A 23,190-nucleotide genomic window follows, 5' to 3' on the forward strand; every position below is an offset into this window, starting at 1 on the left:
TTTTTTTTGTTAAAGCTTTTTAAGTTTGGCGTAGTAAAATCCGTCGAATTCTCTGCAAGGTAGTTGTTGTCTGCCATGGGTGGTTTCAACGCCCCAATCTATATTAATTTTTTCTTCAATAGCGTCGGGGTGGGCGGAGAGAAAGGTGGCAATTTGTTGTTCATTTTCGGGTTTTAGGATGGAGCAGGTGGCGTAGAGTAATGTGCCACCTGGTTTAAGCATTACCCATAAATTATTGAGAATGTCTTTTTGCAGAGTAACTAAAGCACTGATATCTTTGGGTTTTCGCAGTAGTTTGATGTCTGGGTGGCGACGGATGACGCCGGTGGCAGAGCAGGGGGCATCAAGCAGAATTTTGTCGAATAATTGACCATTCCACCAATCTTGGGTTTGGGCGTTACCTTGGGCAAGACTGATGTTTTTAATGTTGAATCTATCAATATTTTCTTGGACGCGTTTTAGCCGGTCATTATCGCTGTCAAGAGCGGTGATTTTGGCGTTTGGGGCGAGTTCGCTGATGTGGGTGGTTTTGCCACCTGGGGCACAACAGGCATCTAAGATTTTGTCATTATTTGTGGGTGCTAATAGCTGGGCAGCGAGTTGGGCGGAAGCGTCTTGGACGAAGCACGAACCTTGTTCAAAATCAGCAATATCATAGACATCCATTGCTTGATTAAGCACGCGTGCTTGAGGTGCGACAGAGATTTTGGTAGCATCAAGCTGGGCATCAATGTCATGTGCAGGGTGCAGGCGTAGAGTCATTGGCGCTTGAGTGTTGTTCTGTGTAAATATTTGTTCAAAATCATTTGGATAATATTGCTTTATTTTCTTTAACAGCCAAGTTGGGTGAGAGTAATGGGTTTGTGCAAGGAGTTTTTCTTTATCGCGTTGGACCTGCCTCAAGATAGCGTTGACTAAGGGTTTTGCCCATGGTTGCCCAATGACTTCTGCAACATTAACAGTTTCAAAAATACTGGCGTGTTCGGCAATATTACTGTGTAGGATTTGATAGGCACCTAATAGCATTAGACAGTGAATATCTAAATCTTCTTTTTCTAGTGAATGATTGAGTCGCTCGGTAACGATATCGTTCAGTTGATGGTAAAAACGCAGCGTACCAAAAACCAAAGATTTTGTCAGTGAACTAACATCAGTTGGGTAAGGGAAAGCAGAAAGTGATTTTTTCTCTAAAACAACCGAGTAGATTGCCGCTAAAGCAACACTGCGAGTATTGTTATTTTCCAAGCGTTTTAATTGCTTTTAGAAGTTTGTCGGCTGGAGCGTATCCAGGAATATGCGTACCGTCAGAGAGGAAAATAGCAGGCGTGCCATTCACACCAAGTTTACTAGCGAGGGCCAATTGCTCGGCAACTGGGTTGTCGCAGTTTTTTGAATCGGGAATGGTTTTGTACTTTTTATAATCATCCATGGCTTTTGCCTTGTCAAGCGCACACCAAATCTTCTCCATTGAACCTTGTGCAGTTGGGTGTAACGAAGCCAGGGGCGAAGCGAGGTATTTTACGGTGATGCCCATCTCATTCATTGTTGGCACTTCGGCGTGTAATTTTCTACAAAATGGACAATCCACATCGGTGAACACATGGACGACATATTTTTCATCTTCAGCCTTAAAAATGATTTTATCTTTATCATTAAGAGTGTCAATAAGTGATTTTTTTAATTGCTTGACCTTGTTGCTAGCAGTCATTTTTTTTCTGTTGAATAAATCAACAACATCGCCTTCAATCAGGTAACGACCGTTATTGGAGATAAGAACAGATCTAATAATGGGTGAGCGTAACAGCACTTCAGAGACACCTTTAAAGTTAGTTTCTTCGATATCGTTTGCATTAATTTCGCCAAAAAAAGGCGCAAGGTTTTTAATGATATTGTCTTTGTCGGCAATAGATTGGGTGCTAGCAAGCATAAGAACAAGTAGTATTTTTTTAAACATAGTATTAAGGCTGATTGTAATTGGTAAAATTATACATTTAATTCAGCGAATAGGTTGCAAGAGTATGAAGTTTAAAATCAGTGAACGAATTGCCAATGGGCAAACACAGGTAATATTTGATATGACTTTGGCGTCAAATGAGATTATTTTTGAGGTGGATAGTAGCCTTAGATTTGGACTAGGAGATGATAATCTTAACGCTAAAACGGTAAAAAAAATGGCCATCAGTTTAGCGCAAATGGCTAATAAGTTTAATCTATCAGCCTTATTTTTACCAACGCTTGAAGTGGATGGTTTTGTTGCTATTGTGACTCAGGCAATGGCAAATAACGATTACCAAATACAAAAAGTGGGTTTAAAAAATCCTGATGAAAACACTTTACAAAGTGTTACTTTTGAAAATGGCAAACAATCTGAGATTGATAAGGCGTTGGCAATTGCAAGCGGTATGGCACTGGCACGCACACTTGGTGATATGCCTTCGAATATTTGTACACCGACTTATTTGGCGCAAACAGCGCAGGGATTGGCACAGGAATTTGGACTGGAATGTGAGGTATTGGAAGAATCCGATATGTCGGCATTGGGTATGGGTTCGCTGTTATCGGTATCTAAAGGCTCGATTGAAGCACCAAAATTAATCAGTTTGAGTTATGTGGCTAATGGCAGTGCCAAGCCGATTGTTTTGGTGGGCAAAGGCGTGACTTTTGACTCGGGTGGCATTTCTTTGAAGCCAGGTACGGGTATGGATGAGATGAAATACGATATGTGCGGTGCGGCAGGTGTATTGGGTGTGATGCGTGCGGTGGCAGAGATGCAACTTAAAGTGAATTTAACTATTGTAGTGCCAACAGTTGAGAATATGCCAGCGCATAACGCCTCTAAGCCTGGCGATGTGGTGACTTCGATGTCGGGGAAAACCATTGAAATTTTGAACACTGATGCGGAAGGGCGTTTAATTTTGTGTGATGCGCTGACTTATGTGGAGAAATTTAACCCAGAAGTGGTGATTGATACTGCCACTTTAACAGGGGCGGTGATTGTGGCACTTGGCAAGCATCATTGTGGTGTGATGGCGAACGATCAAGCGTTAGCAGATGATTTAATCACAGCGGGAAAAACAGCGTTGGACACTGCGTGGCAACTGCCATTAGACGATGAATATGATGAATTATTAAAATCAAATTTTGCTGATATGGGTAATATTGGTGGGCGTGAGGCAGGAACGGTAACTGCCGCTTGTTTTTTATCTCGCTTTACCACAGATTATCGTTGGGCGCACTTAGATATTGCAGGAACGGCTTGGGTTAGTGGTAACAGTAAAGGGGCAACAGGTCGTCCAGTGCCACTATTAACGCAATATATTATGGATACAATGTAATGTCAAATTTTGAAAATGTTACTATTGTTAAAGCAGCCAATATTTATTTTGACGGCAATGTTACCAGTCGCGTTGTCCAATTTTCCGATGGTAGTAAAAAAACTTTGGGCATTATGATGCCAGGCGACTACGAGTTTAGTACCGACGACAATGAATTAATGGAAATTCAAGCCGGTGAAATGGATGTGTTATTGCCAGAAAAAAGCGAATGGCAAACTTTCATAAAAGGCACCTCATTTGAAGTGCCAAAGGATGCCAGTTTTAAGTTAAAGGTAAAAACAGTGGTTGATTATTGCTGCTCATATTATTAGAGACCTTTACGCAAATACGAATCATCTAACCAGACACCCAAACCTTGGGCGCAGATTTCTAAATCGCCTTTGAACAGTTTGACTTGTTGCGCTTCGTCGAGCGAGACGCCGTGTTTACTGGCTATTTCCAGTAGATAATTTAATAAACTTTCTTTGATTTTCTTGTGGCGATTTTTTTCGTTTTGAAATTGTTCGGCAATAGTAACAAAGCCATCAATATGTTCAATCAACATATTAGCAGATTTTTGAGTAAATTCAATGCGATTAAAGTGTGTCAAATAGGCATATTTTGGCTGATATTGCATCAATTTTTTAAGAGTGTTTTTCCATGCATCGGGGTCAAATTGAATCGGCGTGGTTGGTGGAAATATTAGTTCGCCTTGGTCGGTATCAAATTCACGGTAACTTACACCTAAGGTGTCGCCACTAAAAATACCTTGAGATTTTTCATCCCAAATACAGATATGGTGGCGGGCATGACCTGGGGTGTTGATGAATTTTAGCACGCGCTTACCAAGAATAATCTCATCGTTATCCTTGGCAATGACAATCTTATCTTTTGGAATTGGGATTAAATCACCAAGGAATTGTTTAAAAAATAATTCGCCATACACTTTGATAACACCAGCTCGCAATTTAGATGGGTCAATTATGTGATTGGCACCATATTCGTGAACATAGACTTTAGCATTGGGCAAGTGCTTAATGAGTTCGCCAGCACCACCTGCGTGGTCGAGGTGAATGTGGGTTAAGAGGATGTAATCCACATTTTCTACTTGGATATTTTTTGCCACCAAAGTGGCGAGTAACATTGGTACAGACAAGTGACAGCCAGTATCTACAAAGGCAGCACGACCGTTGTCTTCAATTAAATAAGCGGCAACGAAATTATCACGCATATGTTGCGTATCGATGCAAGTGATGCCAAAATCGAGGTCGTGGTAAATAGAATTCATAAGGGTTATTTTAGACAATAAAAAACCGCTCAAAAGAGCGGTTTTTTAAAATTAAATAATTGTAAAATTATTCATCCTCTATTTCTATGCCCGCACCTGCTTTTTGAATGGCATTCATTGTTGCTTTTACTTCTAATGCTAATTCAAGTAACGCTGGCGGTAATGGCGCACCACCGTAAATCATAAAGTCCATATTTAAGGAATACAGCCATTTTTGACCTTGCTTATCTTCAATCAAGGCGATTCGACAAGGTAAATAAGCAGAGAATGCATCTGAATGGTCAACCATAATCATTGCCGTTGTTGGCTTACAGAATTGGTAAATCTTTAAAAAACGCTGTTTTTTGTCAAGTTGCAGTTCAACTTGCTCAGAAAGCGGTAATTGACCTACATCTTTAATGTTTCTTTCTATGACAACTTCTGCCATTGCCTCTTCAATGTCTTCGATTGACATTTCAGGGTCAACTTTATCACGCACAATAGATGCCATAGTGATATCACCCGTGTCTAATAAAATATTCGTCATTGGCATATAAACTTTTGCCATTGCATCTGGGTGCAAGGTTGGTGAAATCATCTCACTGATAACTTTCGTTGTAACGCCGTATTGGACTTGCAACGACACCATATAGTAAGTCGCAATTGCGCCAATTATCATCAGTAGGCTTTTAATTATGCTCATTTTTTTCTCCGTATTATTTATTAAGTTAAAACAGCGGACTATTCTAACAGTATCCAAATATAGTGCAAGTCTATCACTATATGGTAATTTTCTAATATGAAACCACTGGCTTAATGCAGTGGTCCCAATGTCTGTTATACAATCCGTAAGCCATTCAGCACGATGTTTGTCAAACTCACCACACCAACAATTTTGCCATTGTCCAAAACAGGGCAGCGGGACAAATTAAGACGCGTGAGAAATCTAGCACAATAGCGAATGTCCATATTAGGGTGGACGGAAATCGCAGGTTTGCTCATAATTTCATAAGCGTTGACACGCTCCAAAGAGCGCCCTTCGGCAATCACTTTGGCGGCGATATCGGCAATTAAAACCACACCATATTCATCATGGTCGTGTGCTTTGTCAACGATTAGCATCTTGGTTTTTTTATGCTGCATATCGTTTAAGGCACTTTGCACGGTGCTTTTACTGTCAATAATATCTACTTCTCGCCACATGACGTCTTTTACTAATACTGGGGTATTCATATTTTTTCCTCCACGGTTGCTTCTAATGCTTTAATTTGATGGGCAATGCCAACGGCATCTTCCACATCGATTTGAAAAGCGATTCCCTCTTGGTCGTCGCGGTCAAACTCGCCTGCTTTGGCAATCCTTTCTATAATCGCTCTGGCAAGATGTTGCTCAACGAGCAATAATAAGACATCTCTTGGGGTTTCAATACTCAACCCTAAAAATGTTTTACTGCTTTCTAGCCCTTCCCCTCGCGCTTGAGAGATGACAGTTGAACCTGTTGCACCTTCTTCTCTGGCAGCATGCAGGATGTCGTCAGTTTTGTCACTATCAACAAAGGCAATAATTAATTTAAAGTGCATTTATTTCTCCTTTTATTAAAATATTATGTATGAGTCAGATTGACAAAGGCAATAATGAATTTGATTGTTAAATTGCATTGTTTTTTCTCCTGTTTAAATAATGGGTAATTTGTGCGTAAGCCAACACGCTCATAATCGGGAATAGCGAAGCAAAAGCAATCAACCCAAAGCCATCAATTAATGGACTTCTTCCTTCTATTGTACTCGCCAAACCCAAACCTAGGGCGGCAACCAAAGGCACCGTAACCGTAGAAGTGGTAACACCGCCTGAATCATACGCTAGTGCAATAATATCTTTGGGCGCAAAGTAAGTTTGAATTAACACAATGATATAACCAGAGATAATAAAATAATGTATTGGTATGCCAGTTACAATACGATAACTGCCGAGCGAAATACCAACAGCAACCCCTAAAGCCACAGCAATTCGTAACGACCAGATTTTAATAGAACCGCCTGATACTTGATTGGCTTTGATTGCCACTGCCAATAAAGATGGCTCGGCAATAGTGGTAGAAAAACCGATGGCAAAGGCAAAAATATAGACCCAATAATAACTGAACCAACTTGGATTTTCGCCAATAAAAGACAGACTGGTTAGCTGGTCCGCCATAATTTTTCCAATAGGGAACAAGGCTTTCTCCAGTCCAATAATAAAAAGTGTTAGCCCAATCCACACTAAGATAAAACCGATAACAACGCGCTTTAAATGTGGAATTTTTTGCCTAAGAATGAGCGCTTGAAAGCCGAATAGCACCAAAACAATCGGCGCTATATCGATAAGCATATTGATGAAAGGTTGTAATAACGCTACCATAACATTCCAAAAACCATCACCGCAATAATAGGTAGTAAAGAAGCAATGGCAATCATACCAAAACCATCAATCATCGGATTCCTACCACGAATAGAACTTGCTAAACCAACCCCAAGTGCCGTTACCAGGGGTACGGTAATAGTACTGGTAGTTACGCCACCAGAGTCATAAGCGATGCCAATAATGTTATCAGGTGCAAAAACAGTAGCAGTGATAACCAGAACATAGCCACCCATAATTAAATAGCTCAGCGACCAACCTTTGATAATTCTTAATACGCCAATTAACACCGAAAAACCTACGGATATTGCCACTGTATAACGCAATATCTGCGCATAAGTCTTTAGATCTGCATTGCTCGTTATTACCCCACCAAGTTGCGCTACATTTGCCGCTTCATTGGCGACAGCAATCAGTGCAGGCTCTGCGACCGTAGTGCCAAATCCCAATGCAAAAGCAAACATTAACAACCAGGCTAATGAGCCTTTTTTAACAAAGGCGAATGCTAAGGCTTCACCAATCGGGAAAAGCCCTAAATTTAAGCCATAGATAAACAAGGTTAAACCCAGTAGCACAAAGCCTGTTCCGAGAGCGATATTTGCAAAATTAGGAATACTTTGTTGTAGGACAGCCAACTGAAAAAAAGCAATCACCAAGACAATCGGCGCCAAATCTTTGGTGCTGTCAAGTAAATTCTTGGCAAATGCAGCAATAACTTTTTTCATGGGAGGGGCGAGGATTTTGATTACTTTATTAAGTAGAGTGAATTATAATACAGCCTATGAAACAAGTTGTCTTAATTAATGGAAAAAAGCAATCTAAGTTGAGCGTGTTTAATCGCTTGATTCAGTTTGGCGATGGTTTATTTGAAACCTGTGTGGTTAAAGACACCAAATTATTATTTTGGTCTATGCATTTTGCTCGATTAGAAAAAGGTCGTGCTCAACTTAAAATCAATAAAGTGAGTGAAAAACAATGGCTTAAAGACATCAACAAAGCACTTGGTATTGCTAATACGAGCAATGCAGTGGTCAAAGTTATCTTATCTCGCGGCGAAAGCAAACGGGGTTATGGTTTTAAGAAAAATATCAAGCCTACCCGTATTGTTATCGTTTCTACAGCGCCAAAACAAATGCCTGATAATTATACGCTTGGTGTTTGTAAAACAGGCTACGCTAACAATCCATTATTGTCTAATATCAAGCATTGTAACCGCCTTGAACAGGTATTAGCCAGAGTAGAATTGCGCAGTGATGAATGTATTATGCTAGATGAACAGGGTCATGTGGTCTCTGTAACGCAAGGTAACATTTTTGGCATTAAAGAGGGGGTTTTGTTAACGCCAAAATTGGACAAATGTGGCATCGAAGGCACGCGTCGTGCAGTGATATTGAAAATTGCCAGTGAACTCAGACTGCAAGTGAAAGTCGGCGAGCTGACCTTGCAAATGCTTTATGACTGCAACGAAGTGTTTGTCAGTAATAGCGTGATTGGCATCAAGTCGGTTGATACAATCAATGCAAAGCGTTTTTCAGAATACGAGACAACTCAAAAAATAGCAGAAGCATTAGAAAAAGATAGTCAAAAGAAAAATAATGCGGTGCCATTAAAGTATAAAAAAGCTTATATAAAAAAAATCTTAAGTTTGTCTGTCATTATTGCCACTTTGTTTGCGTTCTATTGGGCAAATACTATCAAGATTGAAAAGCCTTTCGTTTATCATTTACCGCCAGGTGCAGGTATTAGTGTAACGGCAAGTAATCTTGAAAAACAGGGTGTGATTCATTCGCGTTATTTCTTGATGGCAATGGCAAAAGTACTGGGCTTTGATGCAAAAATAAAATCGGGTTATTATGATGTAAATCCAAATATGAGCGTCTTTGAATTGCTGACTAATTTTGTTACCGCGGAAGTTGCTAGTAGAAATATTACGCTGATTGAAGGTAAAACAATTCAGCATTATTACCAACAATTAACCCATACCGAGGCATTAAAATCTAACGGTTCTTTTGCAGAAATGATGCGTTTGACAGGTATTAAAGCGCCCTATGAAGGGTATTTTTGGCCCGACACCTATCGGGTGAATGTTGGCGATAGTGTTGCCAGTGTGCTTAAAAGGTCCAATCAAAAACTCAAAGAACGACTACAAAATCATTGGCAAAATCGAGACAAAAATTTGCGCCTTAGTAGCCCATCTCAGGCTTTAATTTTGGCTTCTTTGATTGAAAAAGAAACTGCATATAGCGCAGAAAAAACGAAAATAGCTGGTGTATTTATGCGTCGTTTGCAAGTTGGAATGCCTTTGCAAACGGATCCAACAGTTATTTATGCGTTGGTTGCAAGTAAAAAATATCGCGGCTTTTTAACCCGTAAAGATTTAAAATTTAACAGTCTATACAATACTTATATTAACAAAGGCTTGCCACCGACAGCCATTGCCTCCGTAAGCGACAGTTCTCTGTATGCAGCAATGCATCCCGCTAAAGGCGATAGTCTGTATTTTGTTGCCAAAAAAGACGGCACCCATGCCTTTGCAAAAAGCTATGAACAGCATCGACTTAACATCAAAAAGTATCTAATACCATTTTCAAAAATAAAATGAATAATATAGCACCTATAATGAGACTGTTAAATATAAAAAGTACAATTTATAAAACTCATAAAACGCACTATTTCCACCTAAAAATTCGGAAAATAGCCGGCTATTATTCTCATTCTTTGATAGAAATAGCACTATTTTCTAAATTTTATAAATCACACTTTCTATCTTTGAACTAGGGGGGTAAAAAAATATGCAAAGCAAAAAAAAAAAAAACGATTATTTTCTGTGTATAATGCATGTTTTATCTTAGTCCATTATTAATTTATATTATGAATACATTATTAACAAACTCAACCCAAACCCACTCATCAATAGCAAATATCGCGGGGGGGCACATTTCTAATGTACTCAACAAACTCAAACAACTCCTCCTCTTCAGCGCACTAACCTTATCACTGAATGTTACCGCTGTTGACAAGCCTCAAAGCTTTGATAAAGAAGCCTACTTAAACCTTAACCAAGAATACAACTGGAACAACCCTCAAACTTATTACAAAAAAGACAACCAAGGGCTACTAATACTCAAGCAAGTCGGTAGCACAGTGCGTAACACTCTAGGCGCTACTAATTCAGACAATGCCAACCAATTTGGCAGCACACTTAAAAACAACCTTAAAAACCAAGCCATTAACCAAGCCGTTAGTGGTACCGAAGGCTATATCAACAACAAAGCCAACGAATATGCCAATCAATTTGGCGCTGGTCGCACTGAAATCCAATTAGGTGGATTTAACTCAGAAGCACTCAATTACAACATTAGAACCATTCAACCCCTCTCTGAACTTAACGAAGACAGCCAAGATTTAATCTTCTTCCAAGGACAACTAACCTCAGGTCAAAATCACAGCGAACGCCGTGAAACCTTAAACCTAGGTATCGGCTATCGCAAATTACTAGAAGCAGGGCAATCGATTGCCGGCATCAACCTCTTCACCGACTATGAAACCCAATCTGCACACAAACGCGCCAGCATCGGCTTAGAATACCAAAGAACCAATTTTAAAGCCAACTTTAACAAATACCAATCACTCTCAGACAAAAAAGTCATTGGTAGTTTTACTGAAGAAGTACTTGATGGTTATGATGTGAAACTAGAAGGACAAATCCCTTACCTGCCTTGGGCTAAAATCAAAGGCACCCGCTATGTTTGGGACAAAACCACCAACGCCAACAGCGTAGATATTAAAGGCACCATTCTTGGTGTTGAAGTGCAACTCTCTGACGCCGCTCGCTTTGAGTTCGGCACTGAGAAGTCCAACAGCGCTGATAGTAACAGCTACGCCCGCCTAAGCATGGCAATACCTTTTAAAGACAGTAAGTTCACCAACTTTAAAATAGCCGATAAAGCCTTTAAAAACACAAACAAAATGCAATTGGGTGAATTTGCCTGGGTAGAACGAAGCAACAAAATCCGTATTGAAAAAGTCACAAATGGTGGCACTATTATCCTAGGTGAATACAATGCCTTTACTGTCGGCGCAACTTGTACCATCACTGACAGTGCAAGCGTATCAACAGTCGCAACTACAGGAGCCGATGGCTCTGTTACCCTGCCAAGTCTTAGTATTCCAGCAGGCTTAGTGACTATGAGTTGTACTGGTGGTACTTACACCGATGAGGCAACTAACGCTGCAGGCACCGTAGCAGCAACTCTTCGTGCAGCTACAATTTACTCAGGAACAGGTCCTTTAAATCTATTCGCTTCACCACTCTCTGAGATTGCTTATCAATTGGCAGACGCAGCAGGTGGTATTGCAACTGATATTACCGCTCAAAACATCGCTGTTGCAACCGCCTTTGGTATCGCAGGGGTTGACCTTGCTACCACCATTCCAACCGACATTAGCCCTACCACTGGCACTGTCGCAGGCAATGACCCTGCAGGCAAGTTTGCTATTGCCTTAGCCGCTGTCTCACAGATAATGGAAAACTCAGCCGCCGACGGTGGACAATCGCCATCTGCTGCAGAGGCAACGACACTTATTACTGCCCTAGTAACTGATATGAGCGATGGTGACATCGATGGCATAGATGACGGTACTGGCACTATGATTGATATCGCTATGGCAATTAGTAACTTTGATAACGGCACAGGCAATAACAACCCAGCCACCGATACTGGAAGCACTAATACAGGTGACGCAGCCACAGCCACTGGCGAAGGCTCTATCAAAGGCAACCTAGCCATTCTTAAAATTAGTAACTATGATGGCACTAATGCAGTGCCAACTGTGCAAGACTACATTGATGCTGGCGTAACTGGTGTTACTGCAGCTAATTTAGTAGAAGTCAACAAAAAGGCTGACACAGCAACAACTACTGATTCTGATAGTACTGTTGAAATCCAGGCATTAGTTGATAGTGTTGCTGCTGCTGATGCCTCTGACAGTGTGCTAGCCGATATTGGTACTGATGCTAATACTGCTAGCACCTCTGACACCACCATTGCTGAGTTTGGCAGTATCTTGCCAGCACTCACTGATTTTGTGAATGCCAACTTGAGCGCTTATCAAACTTACATTGATGCCAACCCAGGCAGTTTTGCCTCGCCTGCCACGCAAGCTGAAGTACAAGCAATGATTACTGCGGTGAATGCTGCGGTGAATGCTGCTGCTGCCTCTGACAGTGTGCTAGCCGATATTGGTACTGATGCTAATACTGCTAGCACCTCTGACACCACCATTGCTGAGTTTGGCAGTATCTTGCCAGCACTCACTGATTTTGTGAATGCCAACTTGAGCGCTTATCAAACTTACATTGATGCCAACCCAGGCAGTTTTGCCTCGCCTGCCACGCAAGCTGAAGTACAAGCAATGATTACTGCGGTGAATGCTGCGGTAACTGCTGCTGCTGCCTCTGACAGTGTGCTAGCCGATATTGGTACTGATGCTAATACTGCTAGCACCTCTGACACCACCATTGCTGAGTTTGGCAGTATCTTGCCAGCACTCACGGGTTTTGTGAATGCCAACTTGAGCGCTTATCAAACTTACATTGATGCCAACCCAGGCAGTTTTGCCTCGCCTGCCACGCAAGCTGAAGTACAAGCAATGATTACTGCGGTGAATACTCCACCAACTCTAAGCAGCTCTACCCCAGCTGACAATGCATCTGCTGTTGCCGTCGCTAGCAATATCGTACTAACCTTTAGTAAACCTATGATAAAAGGCAGCAGTGGTGATATCGTACTCCGTAGATTGATTTCAGGCACCGACACAATCATTGAAACCTTTGCTTTTAATAGTGCAAAAGTTACGATAGGCACAGGTGCCACACAAAATGTGGTTACCATTAACCCAACGGCTGATTTAGTGTTTAATGGTGTCTACCATATCACCATTGCCAGCGGTGCACTAACAGATGTTTCAGCCAATGCCTATACAGGTATTACTAATGCTACGACACTGAACTTTGAAGTGATTGCACAAAGTATAGACGGCTATAAAACAGTGCGCTCTCCAGATACAGATAAACTATGGCTAGATAGAAACCTAGGAGCAACACAAGTAGCCACTTCAAGCACAGATAGCGCTAGTTATGGTGATTTATACCAATGGGGCAGAAAGGCTGATGGACATGAAGACAGAACAAAGACTAGCACATCAAGCACACTGACTTCTGATATCACCAATGCAAGCACAACGCTATTTATTACTAGTGCTAGTGATTGGGTAAATGTAGATTCATCAGGTGCATCGCGCACTGCCGCTTGGGCAGATGGCGGAGTCAATGACATTTGTCCAGCAGGCTTTAGTGTGCCAACTGATGCTGAACTAGCCGCTGATACTACCGGTGCCACCACCACGGATATTATCAACAGCGCCACAGCCTTCTCTAGCTTCTTGAAAATCCCAGTTGCTGGCCTCCGCTTTCGGTCGAATGGCACGCTTTTCAGTGTTGGCACTAGCGCCCACTTGTGGAGTCGCTCTGCTGATGGGTCGGTTGCTCGCGATTTGTACATCGGTAGTGGCAATGCGATCTTCGGCAGCCCTCTTCGTGCCCACGGCTATAGTGTTCGTTGTATTAAGGATTAAGCGCAGCGTGATACTTTGATTTATTTGCACACTTTGACCCTTGACACAGACATCCCGCAGGGTGGCTGGGTGCTCTTGGTTTTGTGCGCCGTAGGCGCCAAGTTTTTTTAAAATTTAAAATCAAGGGGTCGGAGTAATTGATTTTTTACAAATCGCTCCGACTAGAAATATAGGATAGGTTGTTTAACCCTAATCCAAAGATAGAAAGTGTTATGGTAGTAAGGGTTGGTGTTAGATTTGCATTTTCTATTTTTGGACTAGGGTAAAATATCCTCATGCAAAAAGGAAAATTTATCACTATTGACGGCGTTGAGGGGGCGGGAAAAAGTACCCAAATTAACTTCATCTTCGATTATCTAAATAACAAAGGTATTAATGTTATTCTTACGCGTGAGCCAGGTGGCAGCGATATTGGTGAGAAAATTCGTGCGTTGTTACTTAGTGCCGACTCCAACATGCATTCGGACACCGAATTGTTATTGATGTTTGCTGCCAGAAATGAACACATCCATACAAAAATCTTACCCACTTTAGCACAAGGTGATTGGGTGTTAAGCGATAGGTTTACGGATGCTTCCTATGCTTATCAAGGGGGTGGTCGTGGTTTAGACATTACTCGCATCGCTCAATTAGAAGATTGGGTGTTGCAAGGTTTTAAGCCTGATATGACGCTGCTTTTAGATGTACCTGTTGATATTGGTATGAAACGGGTGGCATCAAGAGGGGCAAAAGACCGCATCGAACAAGAGGATTTGAGTTTTTTTAAGCGTGTGCGCGACGCCTACATAAGCCGTTCTGAGCAATACCCCAAGCGCATAAAATTGATTGATGCGTCGCAGTCTGCTGAGCATACTTCCGCTCAAATTCAAACCATTTTGAGTACCTTATGACACTTCCTTGGCACCAAACTGCATTCGAAAAATTGCAACAAATGATTAAGCAAAATCACTTGCCACATGCGTTGTTGATTACAGGCGCCGCCCAAATTGGTAAGTTTGAATTAATGCAACAATTGGTCGGTGTACTGTTGAATGACGATGAAATCATCCGTAAAGACAATGTTAAAGAAGACCTTGAGCATCCGGTATTGGTTAGGCGTTCTAGTTATCCTAATATGATTTATTGTCGTGCTGGCGAACTCAATCCAAACACTAAAAACCGCTCCAAAGAAATCCGCATTGACCAGGTGCGTGAGTTTTGTGATATTTTAAATAAAACAGCAGACACTTTGCAAATTGGCGTCATTTATTACGCTGACCAAATGAATGTGAGCGCAGCTAATGGCTTGCTAAAAACTTTGGAAGAGCCAAGAGAAAATACGCTGATTATTTTATTAGCACACAATGTCAAAAATCTACCAGTAACCGTCGTTTCTCGTTGTCAAAGCGTTCATATTAGTCCCGCTTATGACCAAGCAACGCAGGATTGGATTAAGCAGAACATTGAACACAAAGAAGATTTTGATGTCCCGCAGTTATTAGAAGCCACGCATGGCGTACCTTTTAAGGTACTTGAGGGGCTCTCAGGAGATGGTTTTATTCACTATCAGCATTGGCAAGACCAATTGCTAAAACTGCCTCATCATCCAACGATGGTTAATCAAATGGAAGATTTCGAAGGTAATGAGGTTGCCGTATTAAATTGTTTACAACACTTGGTTATCGAAGGTATTCGCCTTAAATCCCTCAAACACGAAGGTGGACTGGTGGAGCTTAATCAAATCATTGATGTTGCAAAAATAGATTTCTTGTTTAAATTATTAAGCGATATTCAGCATGCCATTAATCTATCAAAAACCTCTGTCAATATGAAACTATTGCTAGATAATGTGTTGATTGTATGGTCGCATATCACCCATTTAAAAACTTACCCACAAATTTTAAGAGGATAAAAAGGAGCCCTTATAGTATGACAAAATCAGAACAACTTTTCAGCGAAGCACAAGACTACATTCCAGGTGGTGTTAATTCCCCAGTTCGAGCATTTAAAGGCGTGGGCGGTACCCCAATTTTCTTCACTAAAGGCGAAGGTGCGTATTTGTTTGATGCTGATGATAATAAATATATCGACTATGTTGCCTCGTGGGGCCCAATGATTTTGGGTCACGCCAATCAAGCGGTGGTTGATGCGGTGAGAGATACTTTGGAAAAAGGTTTGGGCTTTGGTGCGCCAACTGAAATAGAAACCACCTTGGCAAAAAAAGTTTGCGAAATGGTGCCCTCAATTGAATTAGTGCGTATGGTTAGCTCGGGCACAGAAGCGACGATGAGTGCCATTCGTTTAGCGCGAGGACACACGGGCAGGGATAAAATTATTAAATTTGAAGGCTGTTACCACGGTCATTCAGACGCATTATTGGTCAAAGCAGGCTCTGGTGCCTTAACCCTTGGCATTCCAACTTCCCCAGGGGTGCCAGCAGATTTTGCCAAGCACACTTTAACTTTAGAGTACAACAATCTTGAGCAAGTGCGTGAAGTATTAAGCGAGGTAGACAGTGAAGTGGCGTGCATTATCGTTGAACCAGTAGCAGGCAATATGAATTGTATCCCACCTGTTGAAGGATTTTTACAAGGCCTGCGAGCGTTGTGTGATGAACACGGCGTTATCTTAATTTTTGACGAAGTGATGACTGGTTTTCGCGTAGCAAAAGGTGGTGCGCAAGAAAAATTCAATGTTAAACCTGACTTGACCACCCTTGGTAAGGTCATTGGTGGTGGTTTACCGGTCGGCGCTTTTGGCGGCAGACGCGAAATTATGGCGTCTATTGCACCACTTGGACCTGTTTATCAGGCAGGCACACTCTCAGGTAATCCAATGTCAATGTCAGCAGGTTTGGCAATGCTAAATGCGATTGACAACGATAAAGATTTATACAAAAATTTAGAGCAAAAAGCCACACGACTAACCAGTGGCATTGTTGCCAAAGCAAAAGAAAACAATATCCCAATGACAGCCAATGTTGTGGGTGGGATGTTTGGTTTATTTTTTACCGATGCAGAGTCTGTAACCAATTTCACCCAAACTTCACAATGTAATGTTGAGCGCTTTAATAAATTCTTTCACTTAATGTTGAACGAGGGTGTGTATCTCGCTCCAAGTGCTTATGAAGCGGGTTTTGTTTCAACAGCACACACTGATAAAGACATTGAAAACACTATTAAAAAGGCAGAAAGATGCCTTAAAAAATTATAATGGCATTGGCATTATTTGATTTAGATAAAACCCTTTTAGGGGGCGATAGTGATTTTCTTTGGGGTGAATTTTTATCTGAAATCGGCGCTGTTGATGTTGATAATTATCAAAGGAAAAATAAAAAATTCTTTGAGGATTATGCACGAGGTGAATTGGATATTAATGAATATTTGGAATTTTGTCTAGCACCTTTAGCAGGACACCCTATCAAACAACTGAAGAAATGGCACCAACAATTTATGCTTGAAAAAATCCAACCTATTTTTTTAGAAAAAGCCAAAAAAGTCGTGGATGCCCATAAAAAGAATGGTGACAGAGTGGTGGTTATCACTGCTACCAATTCATTTGTCACTCGCCCCATTGCAGAGGCTTACGGTATTAATGAATTACTGGCTACCGAAGCAGAAATAACTGCAGGAGCATTTACGGGTAAAATATCAGGTGAGCCATGTTTTCAAATCGGTAAAGTGCACAAGTTAAAAACTTGGTGTGAAGAAAACAATGAATCTTTAACAGAGGCATACTTTTATTCTGATTCACACAATGACTTGCCTTTATTAGAGCTGGTTGATAATCCGATTGTTGTGCATGGCGATGATAAATTATTAGCCATTGCCAAACAGAGAAATTGGCAATGTATGGATTGGACTTAGGATAAGATTATGGGTTGTGATTGTGGTAATGTCTCTGTTTTAGAAAAGAATGACGGCTATCGTCGCATTTTATGGTGGGTTTTGTTTATTAATGCCAGTCTGTTTGTCATTGAGATTATCTTTGGTTTTTATGCGGGGTCGCAGTCTCTTTTGGGCGACGCATTGGATTTTTTTGGTGATTCGATTAATTATGCCATCTCACTCTATGTGCTTGATAAAGCCTTAAGTCTGAGGGCAAAGGCTTCCCTCGTTAAGGGCATAACCATGGGTATGTTTGGTTTATGGGTTTTAGGCAGTAGCGCTTATAAGGCAATATTTACCAGCCTGCCACAGGCAGAAGTGATGGGGGTTGTTGGTGTATTGGCATTGTTTGCTAATCTGGCTTGTGCGCTATTATTGTATCAACATCGTAGTGGGGACAGTAATCGTGAGTCTGTGTGGATTTGCTCCCGTAATGATGCCATCGGTAATATTGCAGTGATATTCGCCTCCATTGGCGTATTGTTAACCCATAGTAATTGGCCGGATTTATTAGTCGCCGTTATTATTGCAAGTTTGGCATTAAGTGGTGCGTGGCGTATCATTAAATCAGCACGCACTGAATTGGTTGAATAATTTCAAATTTACACGGACGAGGTCTGCGTAAATTTTTCCATGTAAGTAATAAAAAACCGCCTTTCGGCGGTTTTTTATTCATTTAAGGTGTAGAAGTTACATATATAAATGATGATTACCACTAGCAGCTTCATCAAAATACGAAGCGGCGCCAGCAAATTCAACGCCATCGATAAAATCATCTTTGCTGTAACCAAATAATTCAACGGTCATTTCACAAGCGATGAATTTAACATCAAACTCTTGACACATGGCACGAAGGTCTTCTAACTTAGCAACACCATGTTTAGCCATGGTTTTTTTCATTAAGAAAGTTACCAAGTTGTCAACAAAAGGAATGCTCCAAAAAATGTTAGGGATTTTAGGGCCGAAATCAATTTTTTGTAACCACTTTGGACCAAAAGGCATTTTCATCGGCATCGCTGGATTGCCCAAAGGTGTTACTTTAAGTTTAGAAACATCTTTAAGTAAAAGATTAAGCCCGTAGAAAGTAAAGAAAATCGTTACTTCTTTGTCCATTGCAACACCAGTAGAAGCGATAATGAAGGGCGGAAATGCCCAGTCAAAAGTACCTTTGGTGGCAATAATCGTCATCTTGTTGTTATCTGACATAATAAATCTCCGTTTAAATCGGCGTTTTAAATCTTTTCAATAGTGAAGACATATTTACCGCCGTCTTCTACTGTTGAAATAAGTTTGTTACCTGTTTGGTTGCAAAAAGCTTCAATGTCTTTTACTGAACCTGCATCGGTTGAAATCACATCCAAGATTTTTCCAGTATCCATCTTTGATAATGCTTTCTTGGTTTTTAAAATTGGTAATGGGCAGTTTAAGCCTGATGCGTCTAAAGTTTCGTCAGCCATGTGGGACTCCTTGTAGGTTGGTTAAATAAAATAATACATATTAGAAATATCTAATAAGTTTGAGTATTTTATCTTATGTGAGGTTGAATAGTCAAATATAATACTATAGTATGAAGAAGTTTTTATTCACACTACTATTAATTCCATTTTTTGCTTTTGCATTAAGCGTTCCCAATTTACAACTCACGGAAACTTTGGCGGAAAAAAAACAAGGTAGGGCATTTTTACAATTAATTTGGAATACGGGTGCAGTTGTTTCTGACATTGAAGCCAGCATTTACTTAAAAAAAATAGGCCGTGAATTGGTGGCTTACAGTGAAAATCCTAACAAACATTTTGATTTTTTCTTTTTAAGGGATAATAGTATTAACGCTTTTGCAGGGCCGTATGGCTATATTGGTGTGCATACAGGGATGCTATTGAGTTCGGATACTGAGTCTGAATTGGCAGGCGTACTTTCTCATGAAATATCGCATGTTACTCAGAATCACCTTGTGCGTCATGCTGAGAAATCGGGCAAACAAAACTATTTATTGTTGGCAGGTGTTTTGGCAGCTGCGTTGGTTGGTAATGGTAAGGTGTCAGAAGCTATTCTCACTTCTACCGTTGCAGGCACATTGCAACAAAATATTAATTTCACCCGTAAACACGAATGGGAGGCGGATAGAATTGGTACTGCGATGTTGGAGCGTTCTACCTTTGACCCAAAGGGAATGGCGAATTTTTTTACAAAGTTAAAAGACAATGCCAACGCCCAAGAATTTTTACAATCTCACCCATTAAGCGTTAATCGTATTGCCGATAGCCTGCAACGCACAGCACGCTCCGATAGGGGTGGGCGAGTAGATTCTTTTGAATATAAAACAATCAAGGCTAAATTGTACTATCAAGATAAGCAAGAGATTAAATTTGAAAAATCTCCTGCCATTACACATTATATGCAAGCTTATCAGGCATTTAAAAAGCAAGATTATCAAAATGCCAAACGCTATGTTGATGAACTATTAACCATTAATACCGACAAACCCAGCAATATTTTGGCAGGGCGTATCGCCTCTAAAATGGGCAATGTCAAATTGGCACAACAATATTTTGCTAAAAATATAACAGAAGAAAACAATGAGGTCAGTATTTATTATGCAGCTAAAGCTTATTTGGATAATCAGCAATATCGTTCAGGCATTGCAATTTTAAAACCTTTCTTGCGGACTAATCAAGGTAATTATGAGTCTTACAAACTTTTGGCTTTACTTTATATTAGACAGGGCGATGAAGGGCGCTCACATATTCAAAGCGCCAAAGCCTTAGTCGTGCAAGGCAGATTTAATAAGGCAATTGGACATTATGAGCGTGCAAAAACGCTGGTTGGTTCTCAAGATTTGTACGATGTGGTTAATGTCAAGATTAAAGGTTTGCAGGAGGTGATAGACCTATATAAAGATTAAGGGCGTTCCTTAAGCCGTTACCACGCGAACCCCATTTGGCGTGCCAAGTAACAACACATCCGCAGGGCTGTTGGCAAATAAACCATTTGTCACGACACCAATAATACTGTTTAATTCTGTTTCCAGCGCCTTTGGATCGGTAATTTTTAAATCACTCACATCTAAAATTAAGTTGCCATTATCAGTCGTAAAGTCTCTCAATTTCACTGTGCCACCAATTCTTTTGGTAATTTCACGACTGACATAATTCGCACTCATTGGTATTACTTCTACTGGCAATGGAAATACGCCCATCACCTCTACCAACTTAGATTCATCAGCGATACAGACAAATTTATCTGCCACTGCAGCGACGATTTTCTCGCGTGTCAATGCACCACCACCACCTTTAATGAGATTTAAGCCGTCATCAGATTCGTCTGCACCATCAATATAAACTGACATTTCAGACACATTATTTAAGTCAAAAACCGCAATCCCGTGTGATTTTAAGCGTTCGGCTGTCGCTTCAGAACTTGCTACCGTTCCTTTTATCTTATCTTTCATGGTTGCCAATGCATCAATGAAAAAATTTGCCGTAGAACCTGTGCCAACCCCTATAATAGTATCTTCAACGACATAGTTTAATGCTTCAATAGCAACTGCTTGTTTCATTTCATCTTGTGTCATAGTTTCCTCTTAAAATAAATAATTAACAATCATTATACATTATGCAAAAAATAATTTTAGCCAGCAACAATCCGGGAAAAATTAAAGAATTTAACGCAATGCTGGAAGGGAGTTACACCATTGTTTCTATGCAAGATATGGGCGTTGAAGAGGTGGCAGAAACGGGGTTGACTTTTGTAGAAAATGCAATTATTAAAGCCCGTAATGCTTCCGAGCAATCGGGTTTACCTGCTATTGCCGATGATTCTGGATTAAATGTTGAGGCGTTAAAAGGAGAGCCAGGTATTTATTCTGCCAGGTATAGTGGTGGCAATGATGAACAAAATATCGATAAACTTTTGCAAAATTTGCAAGGCGTTAAAAACAGAAATGCTTATTTTTATTGTGCGATTGTTTTCGTCAAATACGCCACTGATCCTACGCCTATTATTGCCCTAGGTGAATGGCATGGTGAAATTTTAGAGCAACGACAAGGCGAGAATGGCTTTGGCTACGATGCAGTTTTTTATGTGCCAGAACTAAAAAAATCCTCAGCAGAGCTTAATGCATCGGTAAAAAATACGCTTTCACATCGCGCCTTAGCAATGCAAGATTTACTTAAAAAACTATGACTCTACCACCACTCTCGCTCTACATCCATTACCCTTGGTGTGTCAAAAAATGTCCCTATTGCGATTTCAATTCGCACCAACAGAAAGAAAATAACGATGTCTTTTATATGCAAGCCGTCTTGGCAGATTTAAAAAATCAACTGCAAACAGATTTAGTGCAAGGGCGAGAAATACAAAGCATTTTCTTTGGCGGCGGCACGCCCAGTTTATGCTCCATTGAAGCAATGACCTTGTTATTTTCAGGGCTTAAAGAAATTTTGACTTTTGCCAAAGACATTGAAATCACTTTGGAAGCAAATCCAGGGGCAAGTGATGGCGAAAAATTCAACGCATTACGGCAATTGGGGGTTAATCGTCTCTCTATCGGTGTGCAATCTTTTAACGATAATCATCTAAAAAATTTAGGCAGAATACATTCCAGCCAACAAGCCATCGATACCATTGAGCAGGCACAAGCCGTTGGATTTGACAACCTTAATATTGACTTAATGTTTGGCTTTGAAGGGCAAACTGTTGCTGAATGTATCTTTGATGTTGCGCAAGCCATTGCTCTAAACCCAGCCCATATTTCCTTCTACCAACTCACCATTGAGCCTAATACCTTCTTTGCTAAATACCCACCAATCCTTTCGCAAGAAACTAACTGGGAAATGCAAGAGCAAGGACAGCAATTACTAGAAAAATCAGGCTTTCCACAGTATGAGATTTCAGCGTTTTCCAAGCGACCTGCCAAGCACAATTTAAACTATTGGCAGTTTGGCGATTATTTGGGTATTGGTGCTGGTTCACATGGAAAAATAACCCTTAATGATAAAATTATCCGCACACTACAATCAAACGCCCCCAAGGATTTTATTAAAAATAATCAAAATACAATCACCGAAGTCAAACAAATAAGTTTTGAATTTATGCTTAATGCGCTACGACTCAAAGCAGGATTTAACCCCGCTTTATTCACGCAAAGAACAGGGCAATCAATACAAACTATTCAGCCACAATTAAGCAAAGCACAGGCATTGGGTTTGCTTATATTGAGCGACAAACGCATTCAACCTAGTGAAAAAGGCTTTAATTTTCTAAACGACTTGCAAGCTATTTTTTTATGATAAAATAATTTTTATGAAAATTTTATTGTCATTAATTTTACTTGCATTTATGTCATTGGCAAATGCTAATGCTGACAATATTATTGCACACAACAATATCCAGCATTGCCTGATGAATGAGCAGTCAATGGATATGTCTGCTGAACAACATTTATCAGGGTGTTGTGATATTAGTTGCGCACAACATTTAGTTACTGATGCACAAATTACCCCTTTAGAATCTTATATCTCCCAACCACTTTTAGTGGTTGTTAATGTTGATAATTTTTACACATCTTTTTCCTCGAAGATGCTTCTCCCTCCTCCAATCGTTTAAATTTTCTAGCGTATTGACGCTTTTATCTGTGCCTGTGTAAGGCAGTTTTTCTATCGTCAATCGTAAATCAACTTAAGTTTTTATTAAGAATTGCAATTCAATTCAA

General features: G+C 40.5%; 24 protein-coding genes. 13 read left to right on the forward strand and 11 right to left on the reverse strand.

The window, feature by feature from the left end; all coding sequences use genetic code 11:
* Positions 1–9: 9 nt before the first annotated feature.
* Together rsmB and BSEPE_RS01665 are read right to left on the reverse strand one after the other, a co-directional pair.
* Positions 10–1,245 carry a 16S rRNA (cytosine(967)-C(5))-methyltransferase RsmB gene (rsmB, locus tag BSEPE_RS01660; protein ID WP_066043138.1) on the reverse strand — a complete coding sequence of 412 codons (1,236 nt, stop codon included), beginning with the start codon at positions 1,243–1,245 and terminating at the stop codon, positions 10–12.
* On the reverse strand, positions 1,235–1,954 hold the full coding sequence (locus BSEPE_RS01665; RefSeq protein WP_066043140.1) for a DsbC family protein: 720 nt from the start codon (positions 1,952–1,954) through the stop codon (positions 1,235–1,237). The genes rsmB and BSEPE_RS01665 overlap by 11 nt, the downstream gene beginning before the upstream one ends.
* 64 nt (positions 1,955–2,018) lie before the next feature.
* On the opposite strand from BSEPE_RS01665, the gene BSEPE_RS01670 reads away from it, so the two are divergent.
* Complete coding sequence (locus BSEPE_RS01670) at positions 2,019–3,335, forward strand: leucyl aminopeptidase (protein ID WP_083502948.1); 1,317 nt, start codon at positions 2,019–2,021, stop codon at positions 3,333–3,335.
* Entirely contained in the window at positions 3,335–3,646 is a 312-nt protein-coding gene (gene ppnP, locus BSEPE_RS01675; RefSeq protein WP_066043142.1) for a pyrimidine/purine nucleoside phosphorylase, read from the forward strand. The genes BSEPE_RS01670 and ppnP overlap by 1 nt, the downstream gene beginning before the upstream one ends.
* Here ppnP and BSEPE_RS01680 read toward each other — a convergent pair.
* From BSEPE_RS01680 to BSEPE_RS01705, 6 genes are all read right to left on the reverse strand, one after another.
* Positions 3,643–4,602: an MBL fold metallo-hydrolase gene (locus tag BSEPE_RS01680; RefSeq protein ID WP_070104581.1), complete on the reverse strand. Its 960-nt coding sequence runs from the start codon at positions 4,600–4,602 to the stop codon at positions 3,643–3,645. The genes ppnP and BSEPE_RS01680 overlap by 4 nt on opposite strands.
* A gap of 67 nt (positions 4,603–4,669) precedes the next feature.
* On the reverse strand, positions 4,670–5,284 hold the full coding sequence (locus tag BSEPE_RS01685; RefSeq protein WP_066043145.1) for a DUF302 domain-containing protein: 615 nt from the start codon (positions 5,282–5,284) through the stop codon (positions 4,670–4,672).
* A 134-nt stretch (positions 5,285–5,418) separates the two neighbouring features.
* Positions 5,419–5,814 carry a CBS domain-containing protein gene (locus BSEPE_RS01690; protein ID WP_066043147.1) on the reverse strand — a complete coding sequence of 132 codons (396 nt, stop codon included), beginning with the start codon at positions 5,812–5,814 and terminating at the stop codon, positions 5,419–5,421.
* Positions 5,811–6,161: a P-II family nitrogen regulator gene (locus BSEPE_RS01695; RefSeq protein WP_066043149.1), complete on the reverse strand. Its 351-nt coding sequence runs from the start codon at positions 6,159–6,161 to the stop codon at positions 5,811–5,813. Before BSEPE_RS01695 ends, BSEPE_RS01690 begins: the two co-directional genes overlap by 4 nt.
* 67 nt (positions 6,162–6,228) lie before the next feature.
* Positions 6,229–6,978 (reverse strand): DUF1538 domain-containing protein, encoded by a 750-nt coding sequence (locus tag BSEPE_RS01700; protein ID WP_066043151.1) that lies wholly within the window; start codon positions 6,976–6,978, stop codon positions 6,229–6,231.
* Positions 6,972–7,703: a DUF1538 domain-containing protein gene (locus BSEPE_RS01705; RefSeq protein WP_066043153.1), complete on the reverse strand. Its 732-nt coding sequence runs from the start codon at positions 7,701–7,703 to the stop codon at positions 6,972–6,974. The genes BSEPE_RS01700 and BSEPE_RS01705 overlap by 7 nt, the downstream gene beginning before the upstream one ends.
* A 56-nt stretch (positions 7,704–7,759) precedes the next feature.
* Here BSEPE_RS01705 and mltG point away from each other — a divergent pair, with 56 nt between their 5' ends.
* The 7 genes from mltG (at position 7,760) to BSEPE_RS01740 (ending at position 18,074) form a co-directional block, all read left to right on the forward strand.
* Positions 7,760–9,580 carry an endolytic transglycosylase MltG gene (gene mltG, locus BSEPE_RS08075; RefSeq protein ID WP_083502949.1) on the forward strand — a complete coding sequence of 607 codons (1,821 nt, stop codon included), beginning with the start codon at positions 7,760–7,762 and terminating at the stop codon, positions 9,578–9,580.
* Between the two features lie 269 nt (positions 9,581–9,849).
* Positions 9,850–13,614 carry an inverse autotransporter beta domain-containing protein gene (locus BSEPE_RS01715; RefSeq protein ID WP_162262077.1) on the forward strand — a complete coding sequence of 1,255 codons (3,765 nt, stop codon included), beginning with the start codon at positions 9,850–9,852 and terminating at the stop codon, positions 13,612–13,614.
* A gap of 275 nt (positions 13,615–13,889) precedes the next feature.
* On the forward strand, positions 13,890–14,504 hold the full coding sequence (gene tmk, locus BSEPE_RS01720) for a dTMP kinase (protein ID WP_066043157.1): 615 nt from the start codon (positions 13,890–13,892) through the stop codon (positions 14,502–14,504).
* On the forward strand, positions 14,501–15,505 hold the full coding sequence (locus BSEPE_RS01725) for a hypothetical protein (protein ID WP_066043159.1): 1,005 nt from the start codon (positions 14,501–14,503) through the stop codon (positions 15,503–15,505). Before tmk ends, BSEPE_RS01725 begins: the two co-directional genes overlap by 4 nt.
* A 17-nt stretch (positions 15,506–15,522) precedes the next feature.
* Positions 15,523–16,806 (forward strand): glutamate-1-semialdehyde 2,1-aminomutase, encoded by a 1,284-nt coding sequence (gene hemL, locus BSEPE_RS01730; RefSeq protein ID WP_066043161.1) that lies wholly within the window; start codon positions 15,523–15,525, stop codon positions 16,804–16,806.
* The gene (locus tag BSEPE_RS01735; protein ID WP_066043163.1) at positions 16,806–17,459 is read left to right on the forward strand and encodes a histidinol-phosphatase; all 654 of its coding nucleotides are present in this window, start codon (positions 16,806–16,808) and stop codon (positions 17,457–17,459) included. The genes hemL and BSEPE_RS01735 overlap by 1 nt, the downstream gene beginning before the upstream one ends.
* Before the next feature lie 9 nt (positions 17,460–17,468).
* Complete coding sequence (locus BSEPE_RS01740) at positions 17,469–18,074, forward strand: cation transporter (protein ID WP_066043165.1); 606 nt, start codon at positions 17,469–17,471, stop codon at positions 18,072–18,074.
* 96 nt (positions 18,075–18,170) lie between these two features.
* Here BSEPE_RS01740 and BSEPE_RS01745 read toward each other — a convergent pair whose 3' ends face one another.
* The gene (locus tag BSEPE_RS01745) at positions 18,171–18,686 is read right to left on the reverse strand and encodes a DsrE/DsrF/DrsH-like family protein (protein ID WP_066043167.1); all 516 of its coding nucleotides are present in this window, start codon (positions 18,684–18,686) and stop codon (positions 18,171–18,173) included.
* Positions 18,687–18,712: 26 nt separating this feature from the next.
* Positions 18,713–18,937, reverse strand: coding sequence for a sulfurtransferase TusA family protein (locus BSEPE_RS01750; RefSeq protein WP_066043192.1), 225 nt, complete (start codon positions 18,935–18,937; stop codon positions 18,713–18,715).
* A gap of 110 nt (positions 18,938–19,047) precedes the next feature.
* Here BSEPE_RS01750 and BSEPE_RS01755 point away from each other — a divergent pair, with 110 nt between their 5' ends.
* Complete coding sequence (locus tag BSEPE_RS01755) at positions 19,048–20,382, forward strand: M48 family metalloprotease (protein WP_066043194.1); 1,335 nt, start codon at positions 19,048–19,050, stop codon at positions 20,380–20,382.
* A gap of 9 nt (positions 20,383–20,391) precedes the next feature.
* Here the strand turns inward: BSEPE_RS01755 and rpiA are convergent, their stop codons facing one another.
* A complete protein-coding gene (gene rpiA / locus BSEPE_RS01760) occupies positions 20,392–21,051 on the reverse strand; it encodes a ribose-5-phosphate isomerase RpiA (RefSeq protein ID WP_066043196.1) in 660 nt (219 codons plus the stop codon).
* Between the two features lie 41 nt (positions 21,052–21,092).
* Here rpiA and rdgB point away from each other — a divergent pair, with 41 nt between their 5' ends.
* Genes rdgB through BSEPE_RS01775 form a run of 3 tightly spaced genes read left to right on the forward strand, consistent with a single transcriptional unit; the run spans position 21,093 to position 23,084 of the window.
* Positions 21,093–21,662, forward strand: a complete 570-nt coding sequence (rdgB, locus tag BSEPE_RS01765) for an RdgB/HAM1 family non-canonical purine NTP pyrophosphatase (protein ID WP_066043198.1) — start codon at positions 21,093–21,095, stop codon at positions 21,660–21,662.
* Positions 21,659–22,768, forward strand: coding sequence for a radical SAM family heme chaperone HemW (hemW, locus tag BSEPE_RS01770; RefSeq protein ID WP_066043200.1), 1,110 nt, complete (start codon positions 21,659–21,661; stop codon positions 22,766–22,768). Before rdgB ends, hemW begins: the two co-directional genes overlap by 4 nt.
* A 13-nt stretch (positions 22,769–22,781) precedes the next feature.
* On the forward strand, positions 22,782–23,084 hold the full coding sequence (locus BSEPE_RS01775; protein WP_066043202.1) for a hypothetical protein: 303 nt from the start codon (positions 22,782–22,784) through the stop codon (positions 23,082–23,084).
* The last annotated feature ends 106 nt before the right edge of the window (positions 23,085–23,190 follow it).

Source organism: endosymbiont of Bathymodiolus septemdierum str. Myojin knoll (assembly GCF_001547755.1).
Taxonomy (GTDB): Bacteria; Pseudomonadota; Gammaproteobacteria; order PS1; family Pseudothioglobaceae; genus Thiodubiliella.